This window comes from Paenibacillus spiritus (assembly GCF_008710135.1).
GTDB lineage: Bacteria > Bacillota > Bacilli > Paenibacillales > Paenibacillaceae > Paenibacillus_AQ > Paenibacillus_AQ glufosinatiresistens.
The window spans coordinates 37,076-62,705 of sequence record NZ_VYKK01000015.1; the positions used below are offsets into that span (position 1 = coordinate 37,076).

A 25,630-nucleotide genomic window follows, 5' to 3' on the forward strand; every position below is an offset into this window, starting at 1 on the left:
ATCTGCTCTAACTATCCTTAACAGCAGGAAGATCCCCGATCCCGTGAGAGAGATTGGGGGTCTTCTTCTCGTTTCAGCGAAAAACAGGAAAGGATAAAACTGGATAATGTCGAATAGATTCATGTGAAAGAGAAGAAGGAACTTGGGGGGAGTATACGAATGAATGCTGTGACGGAGTACTATGAACGCTATAATGAGGCTGAAAGACTGACCGGGACCAATACAGGAAGGTTGGAGTTCATGACCACCACGCATCTGCTGGACCGGCATTTTGATCGGGGCGCTTCCATTCTGGAGCTGGGCGCGGGTGCGGGCATTTATTCTCTGTATTACGGAGCCCGGATCGAGCGAACGTTCGCGGAAGGGAAGACCGTGAAGCTGGCGCATGCGGCCGCGGACGGCGTCGGCAGGTTGATGGAAGAAGTCATTGACGGTTTGTCCGCGGAACAATTTGATATCTGGAGCGAGTATAACCTGAAGACCTGCGAAGAGCCGTCGCTGCTTGGAATCAGCAACCATGCGCTCTATGTGGGCCGAAAGATTTGAAGGGGGCCGGATGATGAGGAAACGAACGGCAGCCCTGCTGCTTCTTCTGACCGTACTGATGGCAGCGGGCGGGTATGCCGTCCATACGCGTACCGGACCCGACCGTTACGAGAAGAAGGGAAATCTGCTATGGCGTGACGGAAGGGTCTACCGGCTGGTCGACGTGGTGGAAGACTCGGAACGGAAGAGCATCGGCAATACGGTCGGAATTGCGGTTGAAGGCCGGCGCACCTGGACGGACTGGGTCTTCCCTACTTGGATCATGGAGTTCAAGCAGGACCCTGGGCATGAGCGTCTTTTTGTCCGGGGCCTCATGGATAACGGCGCGGTGTACCGGCTGGAACAGAAGGAATAGAAGGGGGCTGCCAGAATGAATGGGATTGAGGCGGTGAGTCTGGATCTGTTCCAGACGCTGGTCCGGGCGATGATCCCGGCCTGGTGCGAGGCTTATGGAGAATGCCTGCTGGTCTCGCAAGTTAACAGGAAATGAGGAGAATAAACGGTGAGCGACGATAAAGACAGCCGGTTGGACCACCTCCGGGCCAAGCTGGATGCCCAGGGAGCGGACTATGCGATTATCCGACACGAGAAGCCGATCCGAAGCGCGCGCGAAGGCGCGGCCTTCTTCGGCATTGAGCCGGGACAGACGGCTCCGACGCTGATCGGAGTTACTACGGAGGGCTGCTTTGCCCTGATTGTTCCGGGGGATTGCGGGCCAATCGACTGGGATCTGCTGAAGCCGGTGCTGGGAGCGGAGACGGTGCAAATGGCTTCTCCGGCCGAAGCCGAGACGGCGACAGGCAGCAGGGTAGGCGATATATCCCTGATTCAAGCCGGCCTGCCCGTCGTGCTGCATCGCGGCTTGTTCCGCTATGAGGCGGTATACGGCGGGACGGGAGTATCCGGGTCGACGCTGCGCATCCGGCCGGAAGATCTGGAACGGGCAGTCAAGGTCGCCGGATATCTGGAATAAAAAGGGTACCGGATGAGGAGACCTGTCATTACTTGGCCGTAAGGGCCCGTACATATTTCCTTCGCCGAAATCAAAGAATGAGCCTTACAGGCAGAACATTCTTCACTTGAAGCAGAAGGAGGAAGACGGGATGAGAAGCAGAGAAGGCAGTGCGGGAAGGCGTTTGCGGGCCGGAGCAAGGTGGGCGGCGGCGCTGATGCTGGGGGCGGCGGTTATGGGGATGGGGCCGGAGGCTTACGCGCTCGGCCCGGAAGACCGTGCGGGCGTTCCGCAGGGGGGGGAGACAGGCGTCGCCTCTGCGGCGGACGTCAGCCGGATGGCGATCATCATTGATGATCTCGGCAACGGCATGAAGGGCACCGACGAGATGTTCAAGCTGCCGATGAAGCTGACGGTGGCGGTCATGCCCTTTCTGCCGACCACCAAGGCCGACGCCGCCCGCGCGCACAAGCGGGGCGACGATGTGCTGCTGCATCTGCCGATGGAGCCCCGGCAGGGCAAGCCGGAATGGCTGGGTCCCGGGGCGGTGCTGGCCCGCATGAGCGACGGCGAAGTGCGCAAGCGGGTCGAAGCGGCGCTGGACGATGTGCCGTATGCCATCGGCATCAACAACCATATGGGCTCGAAGGTCACCGGCGACGAGCGGGTGATGCGGATTATTTTGGACGTATGCCGGGAGAGAGGCCTGTTCTTCGTGGACAGCAAGACCAACTACCGCTCGGTCGTCGGCCGGATGGCGCTGGAGATGGGGCTGCCGAAGGTGGAGAACCAGATCTTCCTCGACGATATCCATACCGCCGGCCATGTGTCGAAGCAGATGTCGCTGGCGGGCAAGATGGCCCGGGACAACCGGTTCTGCATTACGATCGGACATGTAGGGGTTCAGGGGCGGCAGACGGCTGCCGGCATCCGGACCGGATATGAGTCGCTTAAGAACCAAGTGGTCTTCGTGGGCATTTCCGATCTGCTGCGGGAAGAGTGGCATTGGACGCCCAAGCCGCTGCTCCCCTAGAGCGTTACAGCTCCATCAGATAAGCGGCGATGCCGGTCGCAATGGCTTCGGCCAGCGCCTCCTGCCCCTTGGGCGTCGTCAGCTTCTCCCGGTCTGCCGGGCTGCTGACGAATCCGGCCTCTACGATGACGGTCGGCGCCGAAATCCGGTTCAGCAGGTAGAAGGGCTTGCCCTGCACCGGATCGGCCTGGGTGCCGTACAGCGTATTGAGCTGCTCCTGGATCGCTTCGGCCAGCATGAAGCTTCGGCCCTCTTGGCGGTAGAGGACCAGCGGACCGTGCTTGACCGGCGACTTGGCCCAGTTCACATGAATGCTGACGACCAGGGAGGCGGGCAGCGTCTCGGCCAGCTCTTTGCGCTGGGCCAGGTCCCGCATATGCCGGGAACGGCTGCGGAGCCACCGGTTGTCTTCGCTGGGCGCATAATCCCCGAACCGGTTCAGCACGGTGTCGAAGCCGTCGCTGCGCAGCAGCAGGAAGAGCTTGCGGGAGATGGCGAGCGTGATGTCCTTCTCGAGAATTTTGCCGTGGGATGTGCCTCCGTCAATGCCGCCGTGCCCGGCGTCGATCAGGATGATGCGGTGGCCGTGGCCGATCAGCGTCTCCCGGTGTCCCGATTCCGGAGAGGCGGCGTCGGCGGTTCCGAAGGGCGGCAGAAGCAGGGTCGTCAGCAGAGAGGACGCAAGCAGCAGCGTCCGTCCGATCGGTCGAAGCGGGACGAGAAATCGGTCACTCAAGGCAGGTTCCCTCCTGAGGATAGAGTGGGAGCGGTTCCGTCCGGTCGGCTGGCCGCTTCGGAGCGCTTCTGTTAGATTGTTCCCCGGCAGGCAGAATTATTCATGTCACTCCCGAATGAGCCGGGTCCCCGACGGACATCCTTATTGTATAGGATGCCGGAAGCGGATGGAGGGATGAGACATGGCTTCGGACGGAGAAGAGCTGGTCCGGTTCATTACCGAGAGGATGGTGGTCGCCATGGACCGACCGCGCACCGCGGAGCGGGTGCGGCCGGTCCGGCAGCCCTGGAGCGAGCGGTGGTTCGGCATGCTGCCGCTGGGCTGGTCGGTATGGAGGGCAAGCAGAGAAGAACGGCGCCGGTAGCCGTACGCCCTCTTCGCGGAGGGCAGATGCCCAAGCCAAGAAGCACCAAGAAGGCCCCCTGATTCCCGTTAACGGGCAGGGGGCCTTCTTATGTCCCTAATCTTATGTCCATAATGGATCAGGGCTGCGCTGGGTAAGCCTGCAGGGTCCCTGCCCGGAGCAGCGAAGCCAGCGGCAGCATCCGCTGACCGCCGGGTCCGGCAGCGGCGTATAAAACCTCCGCTCCGTCCGTGGGCTCCCCGGCGGGGGTCCACGCCTGGCAACCTGTGACTGCCAGCGGGCCGCTGCCCGTTCCATTCGTGCCCGAAGCCCGGAAGACCAGGGCAGGCGAAGTGCGAAGCAGCGCGACGAGCTCGGCTCCCGAGGACGGGCGAAGCCGGGGGGCGGACAGCCAGAAGAGATTGTCGTAAGGGTCGTCCGCCGGCGCTTCGGCTCGAAGGACGGTCTGCGGCGAATAGCGGTCTGCGTTCCCGGAAGTGAGTATCCCTGTCAGAACCGGTGCGTTCGCCGCCTCGCCGGAATCGGGAGATGGAGCCGCCGCAGAGACGGGAAGGAGTTCCGGCTGAACGGCACTGACGAGCAGCTCCCTGGAGCCGTTGTCCAGTCTCCAGTAAGGCAGGATTCCGTTGTAGCAGGGCGTCAGCCGCCAGCTTCCGGAAGAGAGGGAAGAGAGAAGGAGTCCGTTCCGCGCGGAGAAGGCGCGGAGTGCTTCCAGATCGTAGGGCAGGCCGCTGCTGCCCGCTCCGTATTCCGAGAGCGCATAGCCGCCGTCCTCTGCTGCGGTGACGATAAGATAGCCGACGCGCCGGCCGTCCGCCGTCAACTGGACAAGCCAGCCGTGCGTGCCGGGTCCAAGCGGGTAGACGGAAGGCTTCGCGCCGATCCAGGAACCGTAGGGCTCCTGCTGCGAGAGCTTGTCCACAGCCGCCTGCACGAAGGCAAGCAGCCGGACGGAAGGGGCGGCATCTGCGGTCGGCGCCGGAAGCGAGACGGGAGCGGGATGGACGGCGGCCGCCGCAGGCGGCGCGCCAACGGCCGAGACGGGACCGCAGGCGGCGGCCAGTCCCGCAAGCAGTGCAAGTCCGGCAAACGCGAGACGAAGGCTGAAGCCGCAAAGGCCGTCCTTGGGAGGATGCGGATGGATAGGCAAGGGATCACCGACTTTCTAAGTTCTGTTATCCAGTGTAGAACAGCGCAGTCAAAAAGACTGTTGCTTGCTGTCGCGCGGCCGAACCTGTACCGGGCGATCTTTTTGACCGGATTTAGCGAGCGGGGTCGGACCAGGACTTTCTCAGGTAGAACAGCCCGCAGACCAGGGCGGTAACGTCGATATGAGGCTCGTACTGCCACAGGGTCTCCCGCCGCCGCCCGTCGTACTGTTCCTGGACCGCCGCGCGTTTCGCCTCGTCGGGCTCCTTCAGCAGCTCGGCATAATACCCGTCAATCAGCTCCAGCTCGGCGGCCAGTCGGCTTCTCGCCGCCTCCGCCCAGCCGTAGTCCAGTCCGGCGAGCCGGTCCGTCAGATTCTGCTCCAGCACCTTCGCGCCCTCTTCCAAGGTGAGGCCCGCCGGTTCAATATGCACATTCTCCGGAAGCCTGGGCGTCAGCTCCAGCCGGTTCAGCCGTTCATCGAACGTTTCGGCGACGCGCCCGTCCAGCAGCGACACGCCGAGCATATGCAGCTCTTCCCGCTTCAGATCGCAGCGGAATCCCACCTTGAAGCAGACGGCGAGCCAGGGCTCGTAAGCCGCCGAGAACAGCGTGGTTCTCTGCCGGACCCCGGGCTGCTCGAACAGCTGGAGCATCCGGCCTTCCTCGCGGGAGGCGGCCCAGATCTGACGCAGCCGGCGGCTGCCGAAGGTAACATCCTCCCGGCGGATCAGCCCGGGGCCGAGGCGGGGTACCATCGGCGTCACGCCGAAATACCGGGCCAGGATGCCCTCCTGCGGCGCGGGCTGCGGCTGCTCCTGCATTCCCTCGTACGGCTCCCTCTCCTGCTGCTCCTCACCCGGCGCGGTCCCGGGCGTCTGCTGCACGGCCGGTGCCCGCTGCGTTTGCTGCGGAGTCCCGGGGGCATTCCGCGGAGGAACCTGGGGAGCTCCCTCCGCCGCCATCCGGTCGTACTTCTCGGGATCAAACACGAAGGTGAAGGAGAGGGTCTGGGGCTCGGCGCCGGTCCGGTCCACGAACCCCCAATAATAGGGACGGTCGGTCAGCATCCGGTCGGCCCTCGGAGACAGCTTGACGGTAACATGGGCGGGCGATTTCTCCAGAATCATGCATTCGGTCGCCGCCAGATAATCCAGCACCTGCCGGGCGACTGCGCGTGAACTCATCGTCATGGCGTCATCCTCCGTTCCGCATCCCCGCCGGACCGGCGGATCTCCTCCAGCTCGTCTCCGATGGAATCGACCCGCCGGCGGATCTCTTCTTCACTCCGGGCTTCCAGCATAATCTTGTACAGGCTCTTCTCCAGCGATTCCCGCTGCTCGAACCGTTCCAGAATGTCGTCCAGCCCGCCGATTACCATCTCGAACAAATTGATCTTCTCATGCAGCAGATGCAGAATATGCTCTTCAATTGTGCCGAGTGTAGAGAGATTGTGGATGCAGACATCGCGGAGCTGTCCCAGCCGGTGCACCCGGCCGATCCGCTGCTCGACCCGCATCGGGTTCCAGGGCAGGTCGAAATTGACCATCTGGTGGCAGAATTGCAGATTGATGCCCTCGCCGCCGGCTTCAGTGGCGATCATGACCTGGGCGCGGCCCCGGAACAGGTCCATCATCCAATCCTTTTTGCCGCGGTTCATTCCGCCCGAATACGGGACGGCGACGACTCCGTTGTCCCGGAAATACTGAAGCAGATATTCCTGGGTCGCCCGGTATTCGGTGAACACAATCACCTTCTCGTTGATGTCCCGGATCAGCGAGAGCGTCTTCTCGGCCTTGGTGTTGGTCTTGACGGCCCGGATCAATTGCAGCAGCTCGATCATCCGTTCGCGCCGCGGGGAGTCGGGCGGGAGCTTCTTCATCAGGTTGACCAGGGTCACGAAGACGGCATCCCGGCTGCTGCATACCTCGCGCTGGAGGGTGACGAGCGAGAGCATGCTGCTGAGGTTGCCGCCCGCCTGTTCATACTGCTCCTTCACAAAAGCCGTCACGCCGTCGTACAGACTCCGTTCCTCCTCCGACAGCGACAGCGGTACATTCGTGACGCGCCGCTTCGTGAAGGAGACCTCGCCTTCGCCGCGGCGGTTGCGGATCATGACCTTGGCCAGCTCGCCGCGCAGCCGGTCCTCATTCTTGGGCTGCCGCTTGCCTTCGACGTAATTGGAGGCAAATTCCCCCGAATGGCCGAGCCGCCCGGGCTTCAGCAGCGTGATGAGGTTGAACAGCTCGTCCAGATCGTTCTGGACGGGCGTGGCCGTGAGCAGAAGGCAGTATTTTTTGCGAAGCAGCTGAACGAACTGATAATTGGTCGTCTTCTTGTTCTTCAGCTTGTGGGCCTCGTCGATAATCAGCATGTCGTATTCCCGTCCGAGCAGCAGCTCGCGGTGGGGATCGCGCTTGGCCGTGTCCATGGAAGCGACGACAATCTCATTGTCCCAGGAATAATGCTTCTTCTGGGCGACGGCGGGAATGCCGAATTTGGCATTGAGTTCCCGCACCCACTGGAGCACCAGCGAAGCAGGGACCAGAATCAGCGCCCGGGTCACCAGCCCGCGGACGAGGTATTCCTTCAGCACGAGGCCCGCTTCAATGGTCTTGCCGAGTCCGACTTCATCCGCGAGAATGGCGCGGCCGGACATCTCCAGCAGCACCCGGCGGGCGGTCTCGCTCTGATGGGGCAAGGGAGACAGGCTGCTCAGCTGCTTGAGGCATTGAAGCTCGTCGAAGCTTGTGACCAGGGTTGCGGCCTCTCCTTCCACCGCAAGTCTTGCAAGCCGCCAGTCTCCCCACGGCCCGCCCCGGTCCAGCCGTTCCGACAGCTCGCCTTGCCAGCTGCGGTCGATATGGAGAGGGACGGGAAGGGGAGAGGACGCGGCCGGAATGCCGGGAAGGGGCAGGTCTGCGGGCTGCGGACCGGTTGAATCGGCAGTGATGGATGCGTTCTCGGCGTTGGAATTCATGCGGCGGCCTCCTCCGGCGGTTCTGTGGAACACAGTTGACTAGTAGTATGGCTCGGATTCAAAGATTTCATAACCGTGTCAAGCGCGATCCGGCGCGGTTTATGGGGTCCCCGGGTCCGAAAAACCGAGCTATTGCCCCCTCCGGCCCAGCGTTTGGCCCAAAAAAGGGAGATGGAGGACGGATTTTGGACTAAACTTTTTGATACAATATGTGGTATAGTTGAAAGGCTGAACCCCACTACATATTGTGAAAAATATGGGAACTCGGCGTTTGACGCGCTTCCTTGAGGGGTTATTGGATAGTGACAACAATCGGATTATGGAATCAGGAGGGGTTATTGATATGAGTACGGTGCAGCGCAATCAGCGCCTTGAGGGCCTGAGCGAGAAAATCTTTTTGGACCGCTATGCCTGGAAGGATGCCGACACGAACAATGCCAAGGTGGGCGATGTCGTGCTGGTGCTCACGAAGGACGATCCGAAATTCCCGACGAAGGAAGTCGGCGAAATTGTCGAACGCAGCGGCCGGACGGTGACCGTCAAGACGCGCAGCGGCCAGCTGGTAGAGTCGGACGTGGAGAAGCTGACCCTGAACATCGAGAAGACGCCGGAGGAAATGTGGGACCGCCTCGCGGCGGCGATGGCTTCGGTCGAGAAGACGCCCGAGCTGCAGGAGCAGTGGACCGAGAACTTCCGCTCCATTCTGGACGACTGGAAGCTCGTTCCGGGAGGCCGGATCGCGGCCGGCGCCGGTGCAAGCGATGAACTGACGCTGTTCAACTGCTATGTCATTCCTTCGCCGAAGGACAGCCGGGGGGGCATCATGGAGACGCTGTCCGAAATGACCGAGATTATGGCCCGGGGCGGCGGCGTCGGCATCAACCTGTCTTCGCTTCGCCCGCGACGCGCCATCGTCAAGGGCGTCAACGGATCGTCGAGCGGCTCGGTCTCCTGGGGCGGCCTGTTCAGCTACACGACGGGACTGATCGAGCAGGGCGGCAGCCGCCGCGGCGCGCTCATGCTGATGATGAACGACTGGCACCCGGATGTGCTCGATTTCATCACCGTCAAGCAGACGATGGGCCAGGTGACGAACGCCAACCTGTCCGTATGCGTCAGCAACGATTTTATGAAGGCCGTCAAGGAAGATCTCGACTGGGAGCTGGTCTTCCCGGATACGACCGATGCCGACTATGACGACGTCTGGGACGGCGATCTGGCCAAGTGGAAGGCTGCGGGGCGCAAAGTCATTCCGTACCGCACAGTCAAAGCGCGCGAAATCTGGCAAATCATTATTGAATCCGCCTGGAAGTCCGCCGAGCCCGGCGTGGTCTTCATGGAATACTACAACCAGATGTCCAACAGCTGGTACTTCAACCCGATCATCTGCACGAATCCGTGCGGCGAACAGGGTCTGCCGGCTTGGGGCGTCTGCAACCTGTCGGCAGTGAACCTCTCCAAGTTCTACGACGAAGAGAAGCATGACGTCGCCTGGGAGGAGCTGAGCCAGGTCACGCGTTATTCCGTGCGCTTCCTGGACAACGTGATCGACAAGACGCCGTACCATTTCCCGGAGAACGAGGCGAACCAGAAGAAGGAACGCCGCGTCGGACTGGGCACCATGGGTCTGGCCGAGCTGATGATCAAGCTGAACGTCCGCTACGGAAGTCCGGAATCGCTGGAATTCCTGGACAAGCTGTACGGCTTCATGGCCCGCGAAGCGTATCTGGCATCCGCCGACATCGCCGAGGAGAAGGGTTCCTTCCAGGCCTTCGACGCCGAGCTCTACATGCAGAGCGGCTTCATGGCCAACATGGAGAAGGTGTATCCGGAAGTGGCCGAAGCGATTCGCGCCAAAGGCATGCGCAACGTGACCGTCATCACCCAAGCGCCGACCGGCAGTACCGGTACCATGGTCGGAACGTCAACCGGCATTGAGCCTTATTTTGCGTTCAAATATTTCCGCCAGAGCCGCCTTGGCTTCGACGAGCAGTTCGTGCCGATTGCCCAGGAATGGCTGGAAGCCCATCCCGGCGAGGAGCTGCCGGACTATTTCGTGACCTCCATGGACCTGTCGGCGAAGGATCACATCCGCGTTCAGGCGGCGATCCAGCGCTGGGTGGACAGCTCCATCTCGAAGACGGCGAACTGCCCGAGCGATTTCACTGTCGAAGAGACGAAGGAGCTGTACGAGCTGGCCTTCGACCTCGGCTGCAAAGGCGTAACGATCTACCGCGACGGCAGCCGCGACACGCAGGTGCTCCAGACCGAGAAGAAGGACGACAAGAAAGAGACTCCGGCTGACCAAGCTTCCGCAGGAAGTGCGGCATCCGAAGCCTCCGCCGCGAATACGTCTTCTGCGGCCCTGGCTGCTCCGGCCGCCATTCCGGCTTCGCCGGCGGCCGGCGACATGGACCGCCAGTACAAGAAGCGTCCGCAGGTGCTGCGCGGTGCGACGTACAAGATCAACACGCCGTTCGGCATGGCGTATATCACCATCAATGACCTGGACGGCACGCCGGCCGAGATCTTCCTGAACGTCGGCAAAGCCGGCTCCGACGTGTTCGCCATGGCCGAAGCGCTGGGCCGCGTCTGCTCGCTGTTCCTGCGCTACGGCGACCACGGCAACAAGGTTGAGCTGCTTATCAAGCACCTCAAGGGCATCGGCGGCTCCGGCGCGATCGGCTTCGGCGCGAACCGCGTCGAGTCCATCGCCGACGCCGTAGCGAAGGCCCTGGAGACGCACGCGCAAAATAACGCGGCCGAAGAGCACGCCCATGCGCCGATCGCCGCGACGCTGGCGCTTGAGGTGCCGGAGATCGCTCCGGCGGCTGCGGCTCCGGAAGCGGGCAGCGGCGATCACGGCGGCCACGGCCACAACCATGCCGCCGCGGCCTCTCGGGACCTGTGCCCGTCCTGCGGCTCGGCCTCGCTGATTAACATCGAGGGCTGCAAGTCCTGCAGCAATTGCGGATACAGCAGATGCGGGTAAGTTAATACCGAAACAAAAAGCACTTCGCTGAGTGTGATGGATTATGGAAGTTCATTTTATTCAAATGGTTTCTCCTATGGACAGCTGCGTTTATGCAGCTGTCCATTTTTCAATTCAAGTATGTTCCAGTCCCGGATTCTTGCACTGGAATTGTTGTAGGACTCAAGCCGGCAGAAGCAATTACACCCTGACTAACAATTCGAGTGATTATTAAAGCAAGTTCAGTAGGTGTTTCTTTTAAGCCCATCGCAAACCAATGTTGAAGGATTCCCATATTGGCTGATATTACAAAGGTTATCAAATAGCCGAGGGGGACGATGACTTTATTTTGTTGAGGCTGCCACTCCGGAATCTTCTGTGATAATTGATTTTGCATAAAACGGCTTATTTGTTCCAGAAATGATGGATCTCCTTTGGGTCCCAAAATGACTTTAAAAAATTCGCTGTGAAATTTACAAAACTCAAAAATTCTTGTAATTTTTGGATACGGCTCATCTTTAGAAGCATAGTTAAATAATTCAAGAAAGCTCAATTGAACAATAATCTCTCTTAGTCCTCCATAAACCTCTGATTTATTTTGTTCTAAAAGGTCGCTAACATCTTGATAATGTAAGTAGAAAGTTCCACGATTGAGTCCGGCTCGGTTGGTAATATCACTAACTGTGATAGCGTCCACGCCTTTTTCCTCGATTAGTTCCAAAAGAGCTTTGCGAAGTAAGTTTTTCGTGCGAAGTTTTCTGCGATCCATTTTCTCTGACAAATTATCCGCCCTTTCAGTAAACTGTGATTGTGATGATTAATGAACAGACTATGGATTCATTGATTATTGTATTAACTTTGGAGTCTATTATAATAAGTATTGTGGTAGTTAATCAACACTAATCAACACTTTATAGCGGCTAGTCCAGCGATTCTAGAAAATAAGGAGAGATGAAATTTATGAAAAATTCAATTTTCCAAGGAACCATTGACCATTCGGGATTTGTCGTACCTAACATTAATGTAGCAGTTGATTTCTTTGAAAAAACATTAGGTTTTGAAGTGCTATTTCGACCAGGTAGGCTGCAATTTGAAGACGATAGTTTGAAAAGATATTTTGGGGTTCACGAAAATTCAGTGGTTGAAGGAGCAGCCTTTTTGCAATATGGAGGTCGAAAAATCGAGTTGGTGCAATGGTCGGCTCCAGATCAACAGAATGTTCAACCAAAACCAAGTGATACCGGGGCTTCGCATCTAGCTTTAACAGTTACCGATTTGGATGCTGCTTTAAGTTATTTTAAAGAGCAATCCGATGTGTTCGTTAGAGAACTCAGCCCTCTTGGTTTCTTTTATATAACCACTTCTTGGGGAATGGAGATTCAAATTATGAAACATCAGTAACATTCGTTGGAAGTTGCTGTTTTATAAGAAAGATAGTGCGTTTTTGTACTTAAGAGGGTTGCCCCGGCCCCTCCCTTCCTCTATAATCGACCGAAAGGAAATGAAAGGAAGGTGAGCGCCGTGAAGCGGTTCAAGATGGCTTATGTGGTTCTTTGCCACAAGAATCCGCAGCAAATTAATCTTTTGCTGGAATCTTTGAAGGATGAGCATGTGGAGTTCTTTCTGCATGTCGATGCAGAGAGCGGGATTGAGCACGAAATCCGGCACCGGCCGGATATTCATTTTGTCCGGGAGCCGGTCATGGTGCAGTGGGGGCATTACAGTCAAATCGAGAGTGTGCTGAAATGCTTCAGGCTGATCCGGGAGACGGATGCCTATGATTATGTTCATCTGATCAGCGGGCAGGATCTGCCGCTTGTTCCGAACCGGACGATCGCCGAATTCTTCAAGGCCGCCGAGGGCAAGGAATTCGTCAAGCATGTGAAGCTGCCGAACAGCACGGAGATGTGGGGGTGCCTCTACCGGGTGTCGGTCTATTATCCGAGATTTCTGATCTCCAAAGACAGACGGATAACCCGCCTCCGCGACCGGTACACGAATGTAGTCATGAGAGTGCCGTTTCTGAGGCGCAAGCTGGACGCACTCCCGGACGAACTGTACAAGGGGTCGAACTGGATGTCCATCACGGGAGCCTGCATGGAATACATGCTGGACTATATCGGCGGCAATCCGGATTACGACCGGCTGTTCCGGCATTCCTTTTGCGGCGATGAAGTCTACTTCCATACCCTTATTCTGAACAGTCCCTACCGGGAGAATGTCGTGAATGAGATCAAGCGGTATACGGACTGGGATACCGGGCCGGATTATCCGCGCACGCTCCGCTTGGAGGACTACAGCCGCATCCGGGAGAAGGGCCAGGGCTGCTTCTGGGGACGCAAGTTCGACCTTGACGTGGACCGGGAGATCATCGACCATCTGCTGCTGGAAGCTTGAAGAGAAGGCGCCCCGACCGGGGCGCCCTTTAATGTTCCGGGCTGTGCCGGGGATATGCCTATACAAAACGGAGCGTCATCCTGTATAATCAAATTATAGAGACTGGTCTACAGATTAATCACAAAGGAACGGAAGGTGCGCAATGGACAAGCCGACGGAGAATACCCGGCAGAAGTTTATACAGACGGCTTCCCGCCTGTTCCGGCTTCAAGGGTATCACGGCACCGGAATCAACCAGATTATCAAGGAGAGCGGGGCGCCGAAGGGCTCGCTCTATTATCATTTTCCCGGAGGGAAGGAGCAGCTTGCGGCAGAGGCGGTGGAGACCAATGCAGCCTTCGTCGGGGAGCTGCTGGACCGGCATTTGTCGGGAGCGGAGAGCCCGGCGGAGGCGGTCGAAGCGCTGATCGAAGAGATGGCGAAGCACTTTCCGGAGGACCGGGGAGGCCTGGGCATTCCGATTGCCTCGGTTGCGCTGGAGACCGCGCTGACGAGCAGCCGGCTGCGGGAAGCCTGTGTGCAGGCCTACGCAGGCTTCGAGCAGCGCTTCGCGGAGAAGCTGAGGCAGGCCGGCAGGGAAGACGAGCAGGCGCGGCTTCTGGGCGCCGCCGTCAACGCCTTGATTGAGGGCGCCTGCCTGGTCTCTTTTGCCAAAGGAAATGCGGACCCCCTCCGCGCCGCTAAGGCAGCCGTCCGGCTCATGCTGGACTCCACTTCATGAAGAAAGAAGGATTGGCAATGAGCATTCTGGTTACCGGCTTCAACGGTAAAGTCGGTCGGGAAGTCGCGAATAAGCTGGAGCATGATGAACATGATTTTGTGAACGCGGTCCGCAATGTCGAGAAAGCCCGGTCCGCCTACGGAGACCGTTACCGGTTCGTACGGCTGGATCTGTCCGATTCTTCGACGTTTCGGCCGGCGCTGACGGGAATCGACCGCATCTTCCTGATTTATCCGCCCGGCGACGCTGTGGATTTTGCCGGCTTTATCGAAGCGGCCAAGAAAGCAGGCGTTCGCCACATCGTCTATTTGTCCCTGAAAGACATTCAGTATCTGCCGTTTATCCATCATTACCGGAACGAGAAGCTCATCCGCCGTTCGGGAATCCCGTTCACTTTTTTGCGGGCCGGGTATTTCATGCAGAATCTGAATGATTTCCTGCGGGGCGAGCTGGTGAAGAATAACCGGATCTTTGTGGCGGCGGGCAAAGGGCGGACCAGCTTTGTAGATGCCAGAGATCTGGCCGAAGCGGCCGTGGAGGCGTTTAACCATCCCGACCGGCATCAAGGCCGGGCCTATGTGCTGACAGGGGAGGAGGCACCCGACTTCTACGAGGTGGCCGAGGCCATGACCGGCGTATTGGGGCGGCCGATCACCTACGCCAATCCTTCGGTGAAGGATTTCAAGGCGTATATGCTGAAACAAGGGACCGACCCGGCCTTCGTGAATGTCGTGGTGGGCATTCATATTCCGACCAAGCTGGGGCTGGCCAAGGGCATCCGCCGCGATTATGAGACGATGACCGGCCGCAAGCCGACGAAGCTGAAGCAGTATCTGGAGGACTACCGGGACTCCTGGATATAGGCGTTCCTGCGCGGTACAAGAGCTTTCTGAAGAAAGCGTGCAGCGAAGAGAGGGCAACCCGCCTTTCTCTGCCCGCAAGAGGCTGGCTTCTGTCTGGCCTGGGACAAAAAAGAGACAAAAAGACAAAAAAGACATCCTTCTCCATGGGGGAGGATGTCTTCTTCGTTACAGGAACCGCGAGGCATCGCGGGTTAGTTGCGGATCAGATAATCGAATGCGCCCAGGGCGGCGGTAGCGCCGGAACCCATGGAGATAATGATCTGCTTGTAAGGACTGTTGGTGCAGTCGCCCGCGGCGAAGACGCCGGGGATGCTGGTTGCGCCATGATTATCGACGATGATCTCGCCGAACCGGGTGCGGTCGAGCGAATCGGCCAGCCAGTCGGTATTGGGAACCAGGCCGATTTGGACAAAAACGCCTTCGAGGTTGATGTGCTGTTCAGCGCCGGTGTCGCGTTCAACATAGGTAATGCCGTCCACTTTGTCGGTGCCGGTGATTTCCTTGGTCTGCACATTCTTCAGAACCGTAACGTTCGGAAGGCTGTACAGACGTTCCTGAAGTACAGAATCGGCCTTAAGTTCAGGCAGGAACTCCAGCACAGTCACGTGCTTAACGATACCTGCAAGATCGATGGCCGCTTCGATGCCGGAATTGCCGCCGCCGATAACGGCGACATGCTTGCCGGCGAACAGCGGTCCGTCGCAGTGCGGGCAGTAGGCCACGCCTTTGTTCTTGAACTGTTCCTCGCCGGGAACGCCGACATTGCGCCAGCGGGCGCCGGTGGAGAGAATCACGGTCTTGCTCTTCAGCACAGCGCCGTTCTCCAGCTCGACTTCGATGAGGTCTTTCTTCTCCAGACGAACGGCCCGCTGAAGCTTCATGATGTCGACCTCGTATTCCTTGACATGCTCTTCCAGGCTCGCAGCCAGCTTCGGACCTTCGGTGTATTTCACACTGATGAAGTTCTCGATGCCGACCGTGTCATTGACCTGGCCGCCGAAGCGCTCGGCTACAACGCCGGTGCGGATGCCTTTGCGGGCCGCGTAGATCGCGGCGCTGGCGCCGGCCGGACCGCCGCCGACGACAAGCACATCAAATGGCTCCTTGTCCGAGAAGTCGGAGGCATCGGCTGTGCTGCCGAGCTTCGCCAGGATTTCTTCCACCGTCATCCGGCCGCTGGCGAAGAATTCGCCGTTCAGATAGACAGAGGGAACGGCCATGACGTTCTTGCTCTCCACTTCGTTCTTGAAGGCGGCACCGTCGATCATGGTATGCGATACACCCGGGTTGAGCACGCTCATCAGGTTAAGCGCCTGAACGACGTCCGGGCAGTTGTGACAGCTCAGACTGATGTACGTTTCGAACCGGTAATCGCCTTTCAGCGCCTTGATCGAGTCGATGACGCTCTGCTCCGCTTTGGGCGCCCGGCCGCTGACCTGCAGCAGCGCGAGCACGAGCGAAGTGAATTCATGTCCGAGCGGAATCCCGGCAAATACGATGCCGGTCTCCGCGTCCGGGCGGTTCACGCTGAAGCTTGGCGTGCGTTCCAGCACGGCCGGCTCTACCGTAATCCGGCCGGACATTTCGGCCAGCTCATTCAGCAGGGACATCATCTCGTGGGAGACATCGTCGGTTCCCGCGCTGGCCTTGATCCGGACCTCGCCTTCCAGAAGCTGAAGATATTGATTTAATTGTGCTTTGATATCCGCGTCCAGTGCCATTCAGGTTCAACTCCTCAATGAATACAGTTAGATCTTGCCTACGAGATCGAGGCTCGGCTTCAGCGTCTCGCCGCCTTCTTTCCATTTGGCCGGGCAGACTTCACCCGGGTTCTTGCGCACATATTGGGCAGCCTTGATCTTGTCAACGATAATGCTGGCGTCGCGGCCGATGCCGTCGGCGTTGATTTCTACCGTCTGAATCACGCCGTCCGGGTCGATGATGAAGGTTCCGCGATCGGCCATGCCCGATGCTTCGTTCAGAACGTCGAAGTTGCGGGAAATGGTGTGCGAAGGGTCGCCGATCATCACGTAAGTAATTTTGCCGATCGCTTCGGAGTGATCATGCCATGCTTTATGTGTAAAATGGGTGTCGGTCGATACGGAATAGACTTCCACGCCCAGGCTCTTCAGCGTTTCGTATTCGTTCTGCAGGTCTTCCAGTTCAGTCGGGCAGACAAACGTGAAGTCGGCCGGATAGAAGCAGACCACGCTCCACTTGCCTTTGAAATCGGCTTCGGACACTTCGATGAAGTTGCCGTTGTGGTAGGCGTTGGCTTTAAAAGGCAGGACTTCTTTTCCAATCAGAGACATATACAGGTTCCTCCTAAGATTAAATGGTATATAGCCGCCATAGAAAATAGCGGTTATTTATTGATAATGATTATCATCTAGTTATTATTATTTGTCAAGGTACGAAGTTGGTATTCACAATTCGTTCAATAAGCCGACCGTTTCTCCTAAGGGGCAGGAATCGGAATCGAATCCTCGAAATCATTAATTAACAGCCAAAACGCGCATGCTGTAACCACCTTAACTCAATTGCAGGAGGAGAAACCTCATGAAAGTGGTCACCGTTCAGACCCTGATGAACCAATTCAAGCTTGAGCTGCTTGCCGGAGAAGCGGGGCTGGCTCGCACGGTTACCCGGCCCCGGGCGCACCGTCCGGGCCTTGAATTTGTCGGGTACTTCGACTATTTCCCCATGAACCGGGTTCAGGTGCTGGGACGCAAGGAGATCACCTATCTGCTTAAGCAGGATTTGGACGAACGCGAGCTTCATATCGGGAATATCGTCAAATACCACCCCCCTTGCTTTATTGTAACCTCTGGGCAGCAGGAAATTCCATATCTCAAGCTGTTCTGCGAGCAGGAAGGCATCCCGCTTCTGCGGACGGAGGAGACCACGACGGAATTTATCTCGCGGCTGGACGGATTTCTGACGAAGGCGCTGGCGCCCGAAATGTCGATCCACGGCGTGTGCGTCAATGTGTCGGGCATCGGGATTCTGCTGAGAGGCCGCTCGGGCATCGGCAAAAGCGAGACGGCGCACACGCTGATCCGCCGGGGGCACCGGTTCGTCGCCGATGATATCGTCGTCCTGAAGAAGCTGGGGCCGGCGACGCTGCTCGGCACCCATAATGAAACCACGCGCGAGTTCCTTGCCCTCCGCAGCATCGGGCTCATCAATGTGGTGCGGCAATACGGGCGGCGGGCCTTCCAGGACGAGACCCGGATTGTGCTGGATATCGAGCTGGCCCCGTGGCAGGATCAGGCGCTGAACAACCAGCTGGAGGTGGTGCCGCAGGATACGGAATATTTGGGCGTCCGCATTCCCCATATCGAGGTTCAGCTCCAGCCGGGGCGGGATGTCGCCGGTCTGATCGAGGCGGCGGCCAACAACTGGTACCTGAAGCAGCTCGGGTACAGCGCGGCCGAGGATTTCATGAAGCGGATCGAGGAAGGGATGGGAAGCTGACAGACCGGGAAGCCCGGAAAATGTTTGTAAACCGGTCCATCGGGTAACTATATGTTATGAATCCAAGCCAAGGAGGAATTGACGATGTCCGATTACAAACAGAACGAAGCGGAAATCCGCAACCGGGAAGACAAAGACAGCGACTCCCTCGCGGAGCAGAAGAAGATGGAGAACGGCGTCGACATTGAGCCGGAAGCCGACGAATGGGTAGCCAAGCCAGCCGAATCCGCCCATCCGGACCCGAATCCCAAATCCTGAGGAACGGATAAACGGATATCCGGCCAAGCGCAGGGCTTCCGCAGCGGAAGCCCTGTTTGTCGTGCAGCGGCCCTTGGGAAAGGAAGGATATTCAAGTATACTAAGGGACAAGCCGGACAGCCGGCACCCATCCCAGGAAGGCAGGAGGAATGGCGATGCGAGATCGGAACCGGGGCGTTCGTCCCCGCCAGAACCGGGAAGAAGCCGCTGCAAGTCAGGAAGAGAAGGCGAACGGGCCGGAACAGACGCTTCGAAACGCCCTCAAGACGGAAGCGCTGCGGAATCGCGGAGACAGTCCCGGATACGGGCAGAATGGCCGGGAGGACGGAGCGAATTCGTCCGGACAGGCCTAGGGAAGAACGGAAGAGGCGCTCGGAACGGAGCGCCGGACAGGGTGCCCGGCGGTTATCGCGATCTCCGCGAACCCGGCGGGCTTTTTGGCGCGGATTCTCCAGGATTGGTTCGGCATAGGCCGTCCGGTTTATAGCCATACTAAAGCTCAATCTATTTCGGAGGGAGGGCTGCTGATGGCAGGCGGGAGTGATTGGCGGGAGTATGCATTCTATTTTCTGGGATATGCCGTGCTCGGATGGATGCTGGAGTCGTTCTATAACCGTTACAGCGCCGGAACGTTTCTGAAGGAGAATTTCCTGAAAGGGCCCTACAAGCCGATGTATGGCTTTGCGCCCGCGGTGCTGGTTGCAGCCGGGGGAACCTCGCTCTCCTGGTACCTTTTTGCGCTGCTGACCCTCATGGTTCCGTCTGCGGTCGAGTATGCCAGCGGAGTGTGGCTGAACCGGTGTTTCGGGCGTGGCTGGTGGCATTACGGCAACCATCGTTTTCAGTGGGGGGGCCATATCTGTCTTCGTTTCTCGATGTATTGGTGGGCGCTCTCGGCCGCCGTACTCTTATGGCTTCAGCCGTTCATGAGCAGCCTGTACGCCGGGGGCGCCCCGCTCTGGAACACGCTTGTGCCAATGGTACTGGTCCTGCTGGCTGCCGATTTTGCCTGGACCTGGCGTGTGCGGCGACGGCCGGCGGCAGAGTTTGGGGGCGACCTGCAGAAGGGATAGCGTAAGGAAAGGGATAGGAGGCCTTCGCCGCTTCAAAGCGGCGAGGGCCTTTTTGGCATAGACTTCCTCTGATTAACTATCAAAAATTTGGAAGACTTCCCCAGAGAATCTGTGCTAGAATGGAACGAGTGTAAGGCCGAATGACGGATCATGCGCCGTCTGGCGTATCGGGCAGGGGAGGTCACACCATGAAGGATACGGCGCTGGTCGCCGAAGAGCGGGTAGCTCTCGTTACCGGAGCGTCCAGCGGATTCGGGGTCCGGATTGCGGTAAAGCTGGCGGAACGGGGATACCGGGTAGCCGCCTCCATGCGGGACCCGGTCAGCCGGGGAGAGGAGCTGGAGAGCCGGGCGAAGCGCGCAGGGGTCTGGAACCGGATTGTTGTTCTGCGCTTGGATGTAACGGAGTCCGGCAGCATCGAAGCTGCCGTCTCGTTCCTGCTGAAAGAATATGGTAGAATTGATGTGCTGGTCAACAACGCCGGCTACGCTGCGGGCGGCTTCACGGAGGAGGTTCCGCTGGAAGAGTGGCGTCTGCAGATGGAGACGAACTTCTTCGGGCTCGTCGCCGTCACCCGGGCCGTGCTGCCCGGCATGCGCCAGCGGCGGAGCGGCCGGATTATCAACATGGGGAGCGTCAGCGGAAGAACGGCATTTCCGGGGTTCGGCCCCTATGCGTCATCCAAGTTCGCTCTGGAGGGCTTCAGCGAGAGTCTCAGGCATGAGATGAGTCCCTGGGGAATTCAGGTGGTGCTGATCGAACCGGGATCTTACCGGACGGCCATTTGGGAGAAAGGGATGGATACGGTCTCTGCGGTTCCCGACTCTCCGTATCGGCGGCAGCTGGATGCCGTCCTGGCCTTTACAAAGCGGTCGGCGGCCGGAGCGCCCGATCCGCAGGAGGTGGCGGATCTGGTCGGCCGGCTCGTCGATCTTCGCTCGCCGAAGCTTCGCTACGCGCCCGGCCGCGCCGCCCGGCTGCTGCCTTCCGTCAAGTCTCTGCTGCCTTGGCGGCTGTATGAACGTCTGGTCCGATTTGCCTTGAGGCGGAGAACGCCTTAGAAGAACGCTTTGAGAGAAGCTGGATGGACTCAACGCGATTATGAAGGAGGTAAGCTTCTTGTACAAATGGCTGAAACAGTGGGTTCCTACCGTATTCATTGCCGTGGTGCTGTCTCTGCTGATCCGTAATTATGTGGCTGAAGCGATGAAAGTTCCAACCGATTCCATGGTCCCGACCATCCAGGTGGGCGACCGCGTCCTGGTAGAGAAGATGCTCTGGCTGACGACGCTGAAGTTCGGCGATCTGGTGGTCTTCAACCCGCCGGTCGAACATGGGCACACGCCGTATGTGAAACGGCTGATCGGTCTGCCGGGCGACATTGTGGAAGTCAAGGACGGCAGTCTCTACCGCAATGGAGCCCAGGTCGAAGAGCCCTATCTGGCGGTGACGATGAATTACAGCTTCGGGCCGGTGACGGTGCCGGAGAACAAGTATTTCTTCCTGGGCGATAACCGAAACATCAGTTATGATTCTCATTTATGGCCAACTACTCCATTCGTGGACAAAGACGAAATCATCGGCAAAGTCATTCTGGATATCCCGGTAGGACGTTTGACCCGCTAAGCGGCTCCGCGCGCAGCCGAACCGATAATCAGCGCCAAGCGCCATACATAGCAGCCGTGCCCGCGAGGGCGCGGTTTTTTTGTGGGACCGGAAGAGGAATTCTCAAGTTTTGGTATACGTTTTTGCGAAAAATTTTCGATATAATGGGATATAAGATGTTAAAAGGGGGGACCTCATGAACCGGCTTCTGTCCCGGGTGTTAGGGCGGCGCAGAGTCAGTCTGACCACGTTGCTTACTCTTCTGGTGCTCGTCTCCACCGTGTTCTCCTCGTTGATTCTTCTGGCCGCCACCTACCAATCGAAGAAACAATCGCTGATTAACGCGACCTTAACGATAAACGCTTCCAATTCCGAGAAAATGGCCTTTACGATGAGCCGGCTCTTCCGCTCCATGGAAGAAACCTTGAAATCGGCCGCTTCCGGCATCGGCCGGGAACCCGCCGACAACGAAGTGATTCGCCGCCACTTGGAGCTGGCGCGGAGCAGCAGCGGGCACTTCAATTCGCTGGTGCTGATCAACACCGAGGGCGTCATTCAGGCGGCGGCCCCGATTAATCTGAAGGCAGAAGGAAGCAAGGTGCCCCTGCTGATCCAGCAGACGGCCGCTGTCCAGCTGCTCGAGCCATTCGTCTCGCGCCCCTTGTTCTCCCCGCTCGCCGAACGTCTGATTGTGTACATGAGTTACCCGGTGTACGACAAGAACGGGATTTATGCCGGAGCTGTAGGCGGTTCGATTTATCTGGATCAGGACAATGTGCTGAGTCTGCTCTTCGGCGCAGGCCGGGAGCGCGACGGTTCCTATTCCTATGTGGTTGGGACGGAAGGGGAGCTGTTGTTCTACCCGGACAACAAGCGGCTCGGCACCAGCGCAGGCGAAGGGGAGCTGATTCAACGGCTGAAGAATCTCCAGAGCGGGCAGATGAAGACGCTTGATCCGGATGGCCAGGAAGTGCTGGCCGGGTATTCCAGTGTTCAGGCCAACGGCTGGGGGATCGTAGTTGTCTCTCCCATGAGCCTGGTGTACGAGCAGCTCAACGGGAGTATACGCGACGAATTGAAGAGCATGATTCTTCCGTACGCCTTGCTGGCGGCCGCCGTGGTCTGGTGCGCGCGGAGACTGGTTCGCCCGCTTGTTCTCCTGGCGAATCTGGTCGGGCGAATCGGCGACGAGCATCTGGAGGTCCCGGGACGAAGAGTCCATCTGATCCGGGAGGCCGATCTGCTGGCCCGGGCGCTGCGCGTTGCGATCCGCAATGTGCGCCGCCAGCGGGAGGAGCTGACGCACGCGGCGATGACCGACCCGCTGACCGGGCTCGTTAACCGGCGGGTGATGGAAGCCTCTATGGAGCAGTGGATGGATCTGCAGATTCCGTTCTCCCTTATTGCGCTGGATGTGGATAAATTCAAGGATATCAATGATGCTTACGGTCATCAGACCGGGGATGCGGTTCTGCAGCTGGTGGCCGGCCGAATGTCGTCCATGGTACGGCCAGGAGACATTTGCTGCCGCTACGGAGGTGAAGAATTCGTTATTCTCCTGAGAGGGACCGGGGGAACGGAGGCGTATGAGGTGGCCGAGCGGATTCGGCGGTCGATCGGGGAATCCAAGGACGGCCAGGCGGTTCCTGTAACGGTCTCCCAAGGCATCGCCGAGTATCCGCTGCACGCGGAGACGGGCGACGAGCTGTTCCGTCAGGCGGACGCTGCGCTCTATAGTGCCAAGGATGCGGGACGCAACCGGACGGTCCGCGCCGGAACCGATTTCTAAAACGAGGCATCATCAGACGGGGTTTTCACGCAAATAAGCCTCCTTTCCTGCTCAAGGAACGGAGGCTTATTGGTCATTTCGAGCTGTCCATGACCGGTCTGTCTACAGCCGCACCAGGGTGCGGCCGCGCATTTTGGCGTTCCGAATATCGCTGAGCGCTTGGGGCAGTTCGCTTAGACCGATTTCCCGGTCAACGAGCTTCTCCGGCTCGGCAGGCTTCAGATCGGTGCCCAGACGGCTCCAGACACGGCGGCGAAGCTCGGCCGGGCACTCTACGGAATCAATGCCAAGCAGGCTGACGCCGCGCAGAATGAAGGGCATGACGGTTACCGGAACCGCCGCGCCTCCGGTCAGGCCGCTGACGGCCACCGCGCCTCCGTAGGCGATCTTGCTCAGGATCGAGGCCAGCTGCGGTCCGCCGACCGGATCGACGGCGGCCTGCCAGCGCTGCTTGTCCAGCGGGCGCTGCTTGGCTTCCGGGTCGTAGACGTCGGTGCGGGAGAGAACCTCTGCCGCTCCAAGGCTGTGCAGAAATCCGGATTCATCCGGCTTGCCTGTGCTGGCCGCCACATGATAGCCCAGGCGGGCGAGCATGGCTACGGCCGAACTGCCTACGCCCCCGGTTGCGCCGGTCACCAGAACGGTGCCCCGTTCGGGAACGATGCCGCTCTGCTCCAGCGCTTGAACCGACAGCGCTGCCGTAAATCCAGCAGTTCCCAGAATCATGGCTTCCCGGGCGGTGAGACCCTCCGGTATTGGAACAATCCAGTCCGCCGGAACGCGGGCATACTCGCTGAAGCCGCCGAAGTGTGTGACGCCCAGACCGTAACCGGTGACGAGGACGGCGTCGCCCTGCTTGTAGCGATTGTCTTCGGACGAGACGACCTCCCCCGCCAGATCAATGCCGGGAATGAAGGGATACGCCTTGACGATCGTGCTGTTCGGAACGGACGCCAGACCGTCCTTGTAATTGACGCCGGAGTATTGTACCCGGATCAACACTTCGCCGGCGGAAAGATCGCCGGTCTCGAGGCGCTGTACGGCTAGAGAGAAAGTCTCGGCCTGATCGGCCACCAAAGCTTGAAATGCGGTTTCCATCGTTAGTCGTTAGGCTCCTTTGCTGTGCTGCTGTTCTTCTATAGGTCTATTAACCCCATTATTCTGCGCTTGCACAGCGGTCCGTGTCAATGAAGCTTGCCGCTTGGCGCAGCGGAGGGGGATTCGGCTGCCGGGTGAGGGCGCCCCTCTCCTGCGGAGTTCCGGGACGGAGTCTGAAAAGCGAAGGACAACACGCCTCGGGAACAGCCATCTGCGCAGACGCCGCAGAGAATGCAATCCGGGTGATCGTTCCGGCCGGATCGAACCATCCTGGCTACTTCCAGACTCATGGGACAGTTGCGGGAGCAGGTCCCGCAGCCGGTACAACGGGAGGGATCGGCGACAAGGCGCAGGGATGGCAGCCCAAGACGATTCCGGAGCCGGACGCCAAGTATCATAAACGGCGCCATCCAGCAGATAGAGCGGCACATGGCGCGGCGTCCGGTAATCATCGCCAGCCCGGCTATAAGGGCGACCACGGCGAAATAAGTGGCCAGACCCGGCAGATCGGCGGCGGAGAAGCCGTGATTCGTCATGTAGAACGGATGGACCGAGCGGATGCCGCCGGCGTGGACAAAGGCAGCGGCGATGCCGATCAGCCAGGGGACCCAGATCCAGAACTTGATCCGGTCCATCCGTCGCCCGGGAAGGCGGGTATCCACGACCGTCCGGCAGCATTCCTGCAGGCCGCCGGCCGGACAGAGCCAGCCGCAGAAGGCGCGCCCGAAGACCAGCGATCCGAGAAACAAGGCGGCGAACATCAGAAAGCTGCCGCTCACAACGCCTGCGGCTCCGCCCGTAAGGATGAGATAAGGCGAGAAATAGTACAGGGTCGCCGGAAAAAACAAGAACGATACGAACAGCAGCAGCCTGCGAATTTTCTGTCGTCTGGGCATCTGTTATCCTCCCGCAGCGGCCTGATCCGGCCGTTTTTTTGTCTTAACTATATCATCATGATATAGTCAAGGGAGTGAGATTTATCGCTCTGAACGGGAGGGGTCTGTATGGCCAAAATGAATCATACGATTTACATTATTCTCGGCTTGCTGAACCATGAGGAGCTGAGCGGCTATGATATCAAGAAGAGGATCGACGGCATGATCCGTCATTTCTGGGAGATCGGTTACGGTCAGATCTATCCGACCCTGAAGACGATGGAGGAAGACGCGTTGATCGAGCGCGCCGCCGCGAAGAGGGGGAGAGGGCCGGAGCGCAGCCTGTACCGCATAACGGCGGCCGGGCAGGAGGAGCTCCGCCGTTGGCTGGGGCTTCCGGAATCCCGGGAATATGTCAAATACGAAGTGCTGGTCAAGCTGTTCTTCGGCGCCGCCGTCCCGGCCGAAGAGAACCGTCGGCGGATAACAGCGTTCCGGGAGCGCCATGCGCAGAATGCGGAGCTGATGGGAGTTTTTGCGGGCAATCTGGAGCGGGTCCTGAAGGAGAGCCCGGATCATTTGTACTACTACTTGACGGTGCTGTTCGGGGAAGAGATCTACGGCGCTTACCTGCGCTGGGCGGACCGGGCGTTGAAGCTGCTGGAAGAAGCGGGGGAGAAGGAGAAGTAACCGGCCGCGGAGGCCGGACCTCCCTGGACCTGACAGAAGGCGGGGAATTCAGC

General features: G+C 58.9%; 27 protein-coding genes. 18 read left to right on the plus strand and 9 right to left on the minus strand.

The features are described 5' to 3' along the window. Positions 1 to 159 precede the first annotated feature (159 nt). The 4 genes from F4V43_RS10965 to F4V43_RS10980 all read left to right on the plus strand — a co-directional run bounded on the left by F4V43_RS10965 (position 160) and on the right by F4V43_RS10980 (position 2,531). Positions 160 to 546, plus strand: a complete 387-nt coding sequence (locus F4V43_RS10965; protein WP_150458286.1) for a hypothetical protein — start codon at positions 160 to 162, stop codon at positions 544 to 546. Positions 547 to 559: 13 nt separating this feature from the next. Next, complete coding sequence (locus tag F4V43_RS10970; RefSeq protein WP_150458287.1) at positions 560 to 901, plus strand: hypothetical protein; 342 nt, start codon at positions 560 to 562, stop codon at positions 899 to 901. A 147-nt stretch (positions 902 to 1,048) separates the two neighbouring features. Beyond that, positions 1,049 to 1,519, plus strand: coding sequence for an aminoacyl-tRNA deacylase (locus F4V43_RS10975; protein ID WP_223879858.1), 471 nt, complete (start codon positions 1,049 to 1,051; stop codon positions 1,517 to 1,519). Between the two features lie 130 nt (positions 1,520 to 1,649). Further along, positions 1,650 to 2,531, plus strand: coding sequence for a divergent polysaccharide deacetylase family protein (locus F4V43_RS10980; protein WP_223879859.1), 882 nt, complete (start codon positions 1,650 to 1,652; stop codon positions 2,529 to 2,531). A 4-nt stretch (positions 2,532 to 2,535) separates the two neighbouring features. On the opposite strand, the gene F4V43_RS10985 is transcribed toward F4V43_RS10980, so the two are convergent. Further along, positions 2,536 to 3,267: an N-acetylmuramoyl-L-alanine amidase gene (locus F4V43_RS10985; protein ID WP_223879860.1), complete on the minus strand. Its 732-nt coding sequence runs from the start codon at positions 3,265 to 3,267 to the stop codon at positions 2,536 to 2,538. Positions 3,268 to 3,448: 181 nt separating this feature from the next. Between F4V43_RS10985 and F4V43_RS10990 the strand changes: the two genes are divergently transcribed. Next, positions 3,449 to 3,631, plus strand: coding sequence for a YqzE family protein (locus tag F4V43_RS10990; RefSeq protein WP_150458288.1), 183 nt, complete (start codon positions 3,449 to 3,451; stop codon positions 3,629 to 3,631). A 118-nt stretch (positions 3,632 to 3,749) separates the two neighbouring features. On the opposite strand, the gene F4V43_RS10995 is transcribed toward F4V43_RS10990, so the two are convergent. The 3 genes from F4V43_RS10995 to F4V43_RS11005 form a co-directional block, all read right to left on the minus strand. Further along, positions 3,750 to 4,781 (minus strand): hypothetical protein, encoded by a 1,032-nt coding sequence (locus F4V43_RS10995; protein ID WP_150458289.1) that lies wholly within the window; start codon positions 4,779 to 4,781, stop codon positions 3,750 to 3,752. Positions 4,782 to 4,893: 112 nt separating this feature from the next. Beyond that, positions 4,894 to 5,973, minus strand: coding sequence for a YqhG family protein (locus F4V43_RS11000; RefSeq protein WP_150458290.1), 1,080 nt, complete (start codon positions 5,971 to 5,973; stop codon positions 4,894 to 4,896). Then, positions 5,970 to 7,760: a DEAD/DEAH box helicase gene (locus F4V43_RS11005; RefSeq protein WP_150458291.1), complete on the minus strand. Its 1,791-nt coding sequence runs from the start codon at positions 7,758 to 7,760 to the stop codon at positions 5,970 to 5,972. Before F4V43_RS11005 ends, F4V43_RS11000 begins: the two co-directional genes overlap by 4 nt. A 343-nt stretch (positions 7,761 to 8,103) precedes the next feature. Between F4V43_RS11005 and F4V43_RS11010 the strand changes: the two genes are divergently transcribed. Beyond that, the gene (locus tag F4V43_RS11010) at positions 8,104 to 10,752 is read left to right on the plus strand and encodes an adenosylcobalamin-dependent ribonucleoside-diphosphate reductase (RefSeq protein WP_150458292.1); all 2,649 of its coding nucleotides are present in this window, start codon (positions 8,104 to 8,106) and stop codon (positions 10,750 to 10,752) included. A 109-nt stretch (positions 10,753 to 10,861) separates the two neighbouring features. Here F4V43_RS11010 and F4V43_RS11015 read toward each other — a convergent pair whose 3' ends face one another. Continuing rightward, positions 10,862 to 11,512 (minus strand): TetR/AcrR family transcriptional regulator, encoded by a 651-nt coding sequence (locus F4V43_RS11015; protein ID WP_150458293.1) that lies wholly within the window; start codon positions 11,510 to 11,512, stop codon positions 10,862 to 10,864. A gap of 179 nt (positions 11,513 to 11,691) precedes the next feature. On the opposite strand from F4V43_RS11015, the gene F4V43_RS11020 reads away from it, so the two are divergent. The 4 genes from F4V43_RS11020 (at position 11,692) to F4V43_RS11035 (ending at position 14,712) form a co-directional block, all read left to right on the plus strand. Further along, the gene (locus F4V43_RS11020; RefSeq protein WP_150458294.1) at positions 11,692 to 12,132 is read left to right on the plus strand and encodes a VOC family protein; all 441 of its coding nucleotides are present in this window, start codon (positions 11,692 to 11,694) and stop codon (positions 12,130 to 12,132) included. 120 nt (positions 12,133 to 12,252) lie between these two features. Beyond that, positions 12,253 to 13,128: a beta-1,6-N-acetylglucosaminyltransferase gene (locus F4V43_RS11025; protein WP_150458295.1), complete on the plus strand. Its 876-nt coding sequence runs from the start codon at positions 12,253 to 12,255 to the stop codon at positions 13,126 to 13,128. Positions 13,129 to 13,270: 142 nt separating this feature from the next. Further along, on the plus strand, positions 13,271 to 13,849 hold the full coding sequence (locus F4V43_RS11030) for a TetR/AcrR family transcriptional regulator (protein ID WP_150458296.1): 579 nt from the start codon (positions 13,271 to 13,273) through the stop codon (positions 13,847 to 13,849). Positions 13,850 to 13,866: 17 nt separating this feature from the next. Beyond that, positions 13,867 to 14,712 carry an SDR family oxidoreductase gene (locus F4V43_RS11035; protein WP_150458297.1) on the plus strand — a complete coding sequence of 282 codons (846 nt, stop codon included), beginning with the start codon at positions 13,867 to 13,869 and terminating at the stop codon, positions 14,710 to 14,712. 191 nt (positions 14,713 to 14,903) lie between these two features. Here the strand turns inward: F4V43_RS11035 and ahpF are convergent, their stop codons facing one another. Both ahpF and ahpC read right to left on the minus strand, forming a co-directional pair. Then, positions 14,904 to 16,433 (minus strand): alkyl hydroperoxide reductase subunit F, encoded by a 1,530-nt coding sequence (gene ahpF / locus F4V43_RS11040; protein WP_150458298.1) that lies wholly within the window; start codon positions 16,431 to 16,433, stop codon positions 14,904 to 14,906. Positions 16,434 to 16,460: 27 nt separating this feature from the next. Beyond that, on the minus strand, positions 16,461 to 17,024 hold the full coding sequence (ahpC, locus tag F4V43_RS11045; RefSeq protein ID WP_150458299.1) for an alkyl hydroperoxide reductase subunit C: 564 nt from the start codon (positions 17,022 to 17,024) through the stop codon (positions 16,461 to 16,463). Positions 17,025 to 17,271: 247 nt separating this feature from the next. On the opposite strand from ahpC, the gene hprK reads away from it, so the two are divergent. From hprK to F4V43_RS11075, 7 genes are all read left to right on the plus strand, one after another. After that, the gene (hprK, locus tag F4V43_RS11050; RefSeq protein ID WP_150458300.1) at positions 17,272 to 18,189 is read left to right on the plus strand and encodes an HPr(Ser) kinase/phosphatase; all 918 of its coding nucleotides are present in this window, start codon (positions 17,272 to 17,274) and stop codon (positions 18,187 to 18,189) included. 84 nt (positions 18,190 to 18,273) lie between these two features. Further along, positions 18,274 to 18,447: a hypothetical protein gene (locus F4V43_RS19725; protein WP_191089559.1), complete on the plus strand. Its 174-nt coding sequence runs from the start codon at positions 18,274 to 18,276 to the stop codon at positions 18,445 to 18,447. A gap of 155 nt (positions 18,448 to 18,602) precedes the next feature. Then, positions 18,603 to 18,800 (plus strand): hypothetical protein, encoded by a 198-nt coding sequence (locus F4V43_RS11055; protein WP_150458301.1) that lies wholly within the window; start codon positions 18,603 to 18,605, stop codon positions 18,798 to 18,800. A gap of 174 nt (positions 18,801 to 18,974) precedes the next feature. Continuing rightward, positions 18,975 to 19,520: a putative ABC transporter permease gene (locus tag F4V43_RS11060; protein WP_150458302.1), complete on the plus strand. Its 546-nt coding sequence runs from the start codon at positions 18,975 to 18,977 to the stop codon at positions 19,518 to 19,520. A gap of 188 nt (positions 19,521 to 19,708) precedes the next feature. Continuing rightward, on the plus strand, positions 19,709 to 20,581 hold the full coding sequence (locus tag F4V43_RS11065) for an SDR family oxidoreductase (RefSeq protein ID WP_150458303.1): 873 nt from the start codon (positions 19,709 to 19,711) through the stop codon (positions 20,579 to 20,581). A gap of 58 nt (positions 20,582 to 20,639) precedes the next feature. After that, positions 20,640 to 21,146: a signal peptidase I gene (gene lepB / locus F4V43_RS11070; RefSeq protein ID WP_191089560.1), complete on the plus strand. Its 507-nt coding sequence runs from the start codon at positions 20,640 to 20,642 to the stop codon at positions 21,144 to 21,146. 175 nt (positions 21,147 to 21,321) lie between these two features. After that, positions 21,322 to 22,914: a sensor domain-containing diguanylate cyclase gene (locus F4V43_RS11075; protein ID WP_150458305.1), complete on the plus strand. Its 1,593-nt coding sequence runs from the start codon at positions 21,322 to 21,324 to the stop codon at positions 22,912 to 22,914. 102 nt (positions 22,915 to 23,016) lie between these two features. On the opposite strand, the gene F4V43_RS11080 is transcribed toward F4V43_RS11075, so the two are convergent. Next, positions 23,017 to 24,012 carry an acryloyl-CoA reductase gene (locus F4V43_RS11080; protein ID WP_150458306.1) on the minus strand — a complete coding sequence of 332 codons (996 nt, stop codon included), beginning with the start codon at positions 24,010 to 24,012 and terminating at the stop codon, positions 23,017 to 23,019. A gap of 86 nt (positions 24,013 to 24,098) precedes the next feature. Next, positions 24,099 to 24,908 carry a 4Fe-4S binding protein gene (locus tag F4V43_RS11085; protein ID WP_150458307.1) on the minus strand — a complete coding sequence of 270 codons (810 nt, stop codon included), beginning with the start codon at positions 24,906 to 24,908 and terminating at the stop codon, positions 24,099 to 24,101. Positions 24,909 to 25,016: 108 nt separating this feature from the next. Between F4V43_RS11085 and F4V43_RS11090 the strand changes: the two genes are divergently transcribed. Beyond that, positions 25,017 to 25,577, plus strand: a complete 561-nt coding sequence (locus tag F4V43_RS11090; protein ID WP_150458308.1) for a PadR family transcriptional regulator — start codon at positions 25,017 to 25,019, stop codon at positions 25,575 to 25,577. The last annotated feature ends 53 nt before the right edge of the window (positions 25,578 to 25,630 follow it).

Bases quoted from the DNA above. Each gene is read 5' to 3' on its own strand.
- F4V43_RS10965 (WP_150458286.1), top strand. From the start codon at position 160: ATGAATGCTGTGACGGAGTACTATGAACGCTATAATGAGGCTGAAAGA.
- F4V43_RS10970 (WP_150458287.1), top strand. From the start codon at position 560: ATGAGGAAACGAACGGCAGCCCTGCTGCTTCTTCTGACCGTACTGATG.
- F4V43_RS10980 (WP_223879859.1), top strand. From the start codon at position 1,650: ATGAGAAGCAGAGAAGGCAGTGCGGGAAGGCGTTTGCGGGCCGGAGCA.
- F4V43_RS10990 (WP_150458288.1), top strand. From the start codon at position 3,449: ATGGCTTCGGACGGAGAAGAGCTGGTCCGGTTCATTACCGAGAGGATG.
- F4V43_RS11000 (WP_150458290.1), bottom strand. From the start codon at position 5,973: ATGACGATGAGTTCACGCGCAGTCGCCCGGCAGGTGCTGGATTATCTG.
- F4V43_RS11005 (WP_150458291.1), bottom strand. From the start codon at position 7,760: ATGAATTCCAACGCCGAGAACGCATCCATCACTGCCGATTCAACCGGT.
- F4V43_RS11010 (WP_150458292.1), top strand. From the start codon at position 8,104: ATGAGTACGGTGCAGCGCAATCAGCGCCTTGAGGGCCTGAGCGAGAAA.
- F4V43_RS11020 (WP_150458294.1), top strand. From the start codon at position 11,692: ATGAAAAATTCAATTTTCCAAGGAACCATTGACCATTCGGGATTTGTC.
- F4V43_RS11030 (WP_150458296.1), top strand. From the start codon at position 13,271: ATGGACAAGCCGACGGAGAATACCCGGCAGAAGTTTATACAGACGGCT.
- F4V43_RS11035 (WP_150458297.1), top strand. From the start codon at position 13,867: ATGAGCATTCTGGTTACCGGCTTCAACGGTAAAGTCGGTCGGGAAGTC.
- ahpF (WP_150458298.1), bottom strand. From the start codon at position 16,433: ATGGCACTGGACGCGGATATCAAAGCACAATTAAATCAATATCTTCAG.
- ahpC (WP_150458299.1), bottom strand. From the start codon at position 17,024: ATGTCTCTGATTGGAAAAGAAGTCCTGCCTTTTAAAGCCAACGCCTAC.
- hprK (WP_150458300.1), top strand. From the start codon at position 17,272: ATGAAAGTGGTCACCGTTCAGACCCTGATGAACCAATTCAAGCTTGAG.
- F4V43_RS19725 (WP_191089559.1), top strand. From the start codon at position 18,274: ATGTCCGATTACAAACAGAACGAAGCGGAAATCCGCAACCGGGAAGAC.
- F4V43_RS11055 (WP_150458301.1), top strand. From the start codon at position 18,603: ATGCGAGATCGGAACCGGGGCGTTCGTCCCCGCCAGAACCGGGAAGAA.
- F4V43_RS11060 (WP_150458302.1), top strand. From the start codon at position 18,975: ATGGCAGGCGGGAGTGATTGGCGGGAGTATGCATTCTATTTTCTGGGA.
- F4V43_RS11065 (WP_150458303.1), top strand. From the start codon at position 19,709: ATGAAGGATACGGCGCTGGTCGCCGAAGAGCGGGTAGCTCTCGTTACC.
- F4V43_RS11075 (WP_150458305.1), top strand. From the start codon at position 21,322: ATGAACCGGCTTCTGTCCCGGGTGTTAGGGCGGCGCAGAGTCAGTCTG.
- F4V43_RS11080 (WP_150458306.1), bottom strand. From the start codon at position 24,012: ATGGAAACCGCATTTCAAGCTTTGGTGGCCGATCAGGCCGAGACTTTC.
- F4V43_RS11085 (WP_150458307.1), bottom strand. From the start codon at position 24,908: ATGCCCAGACGACAGAAAATTCGCAGGCTGCTGCTGTTCGTATCGTTC.
- F4V43_RS11090 (WP_150458308.1), top strand. From the start codon at position 25,017: ATGGCCAAAATGAATCATACGATTTACATTATTCTCGGCTTGCTGAAC.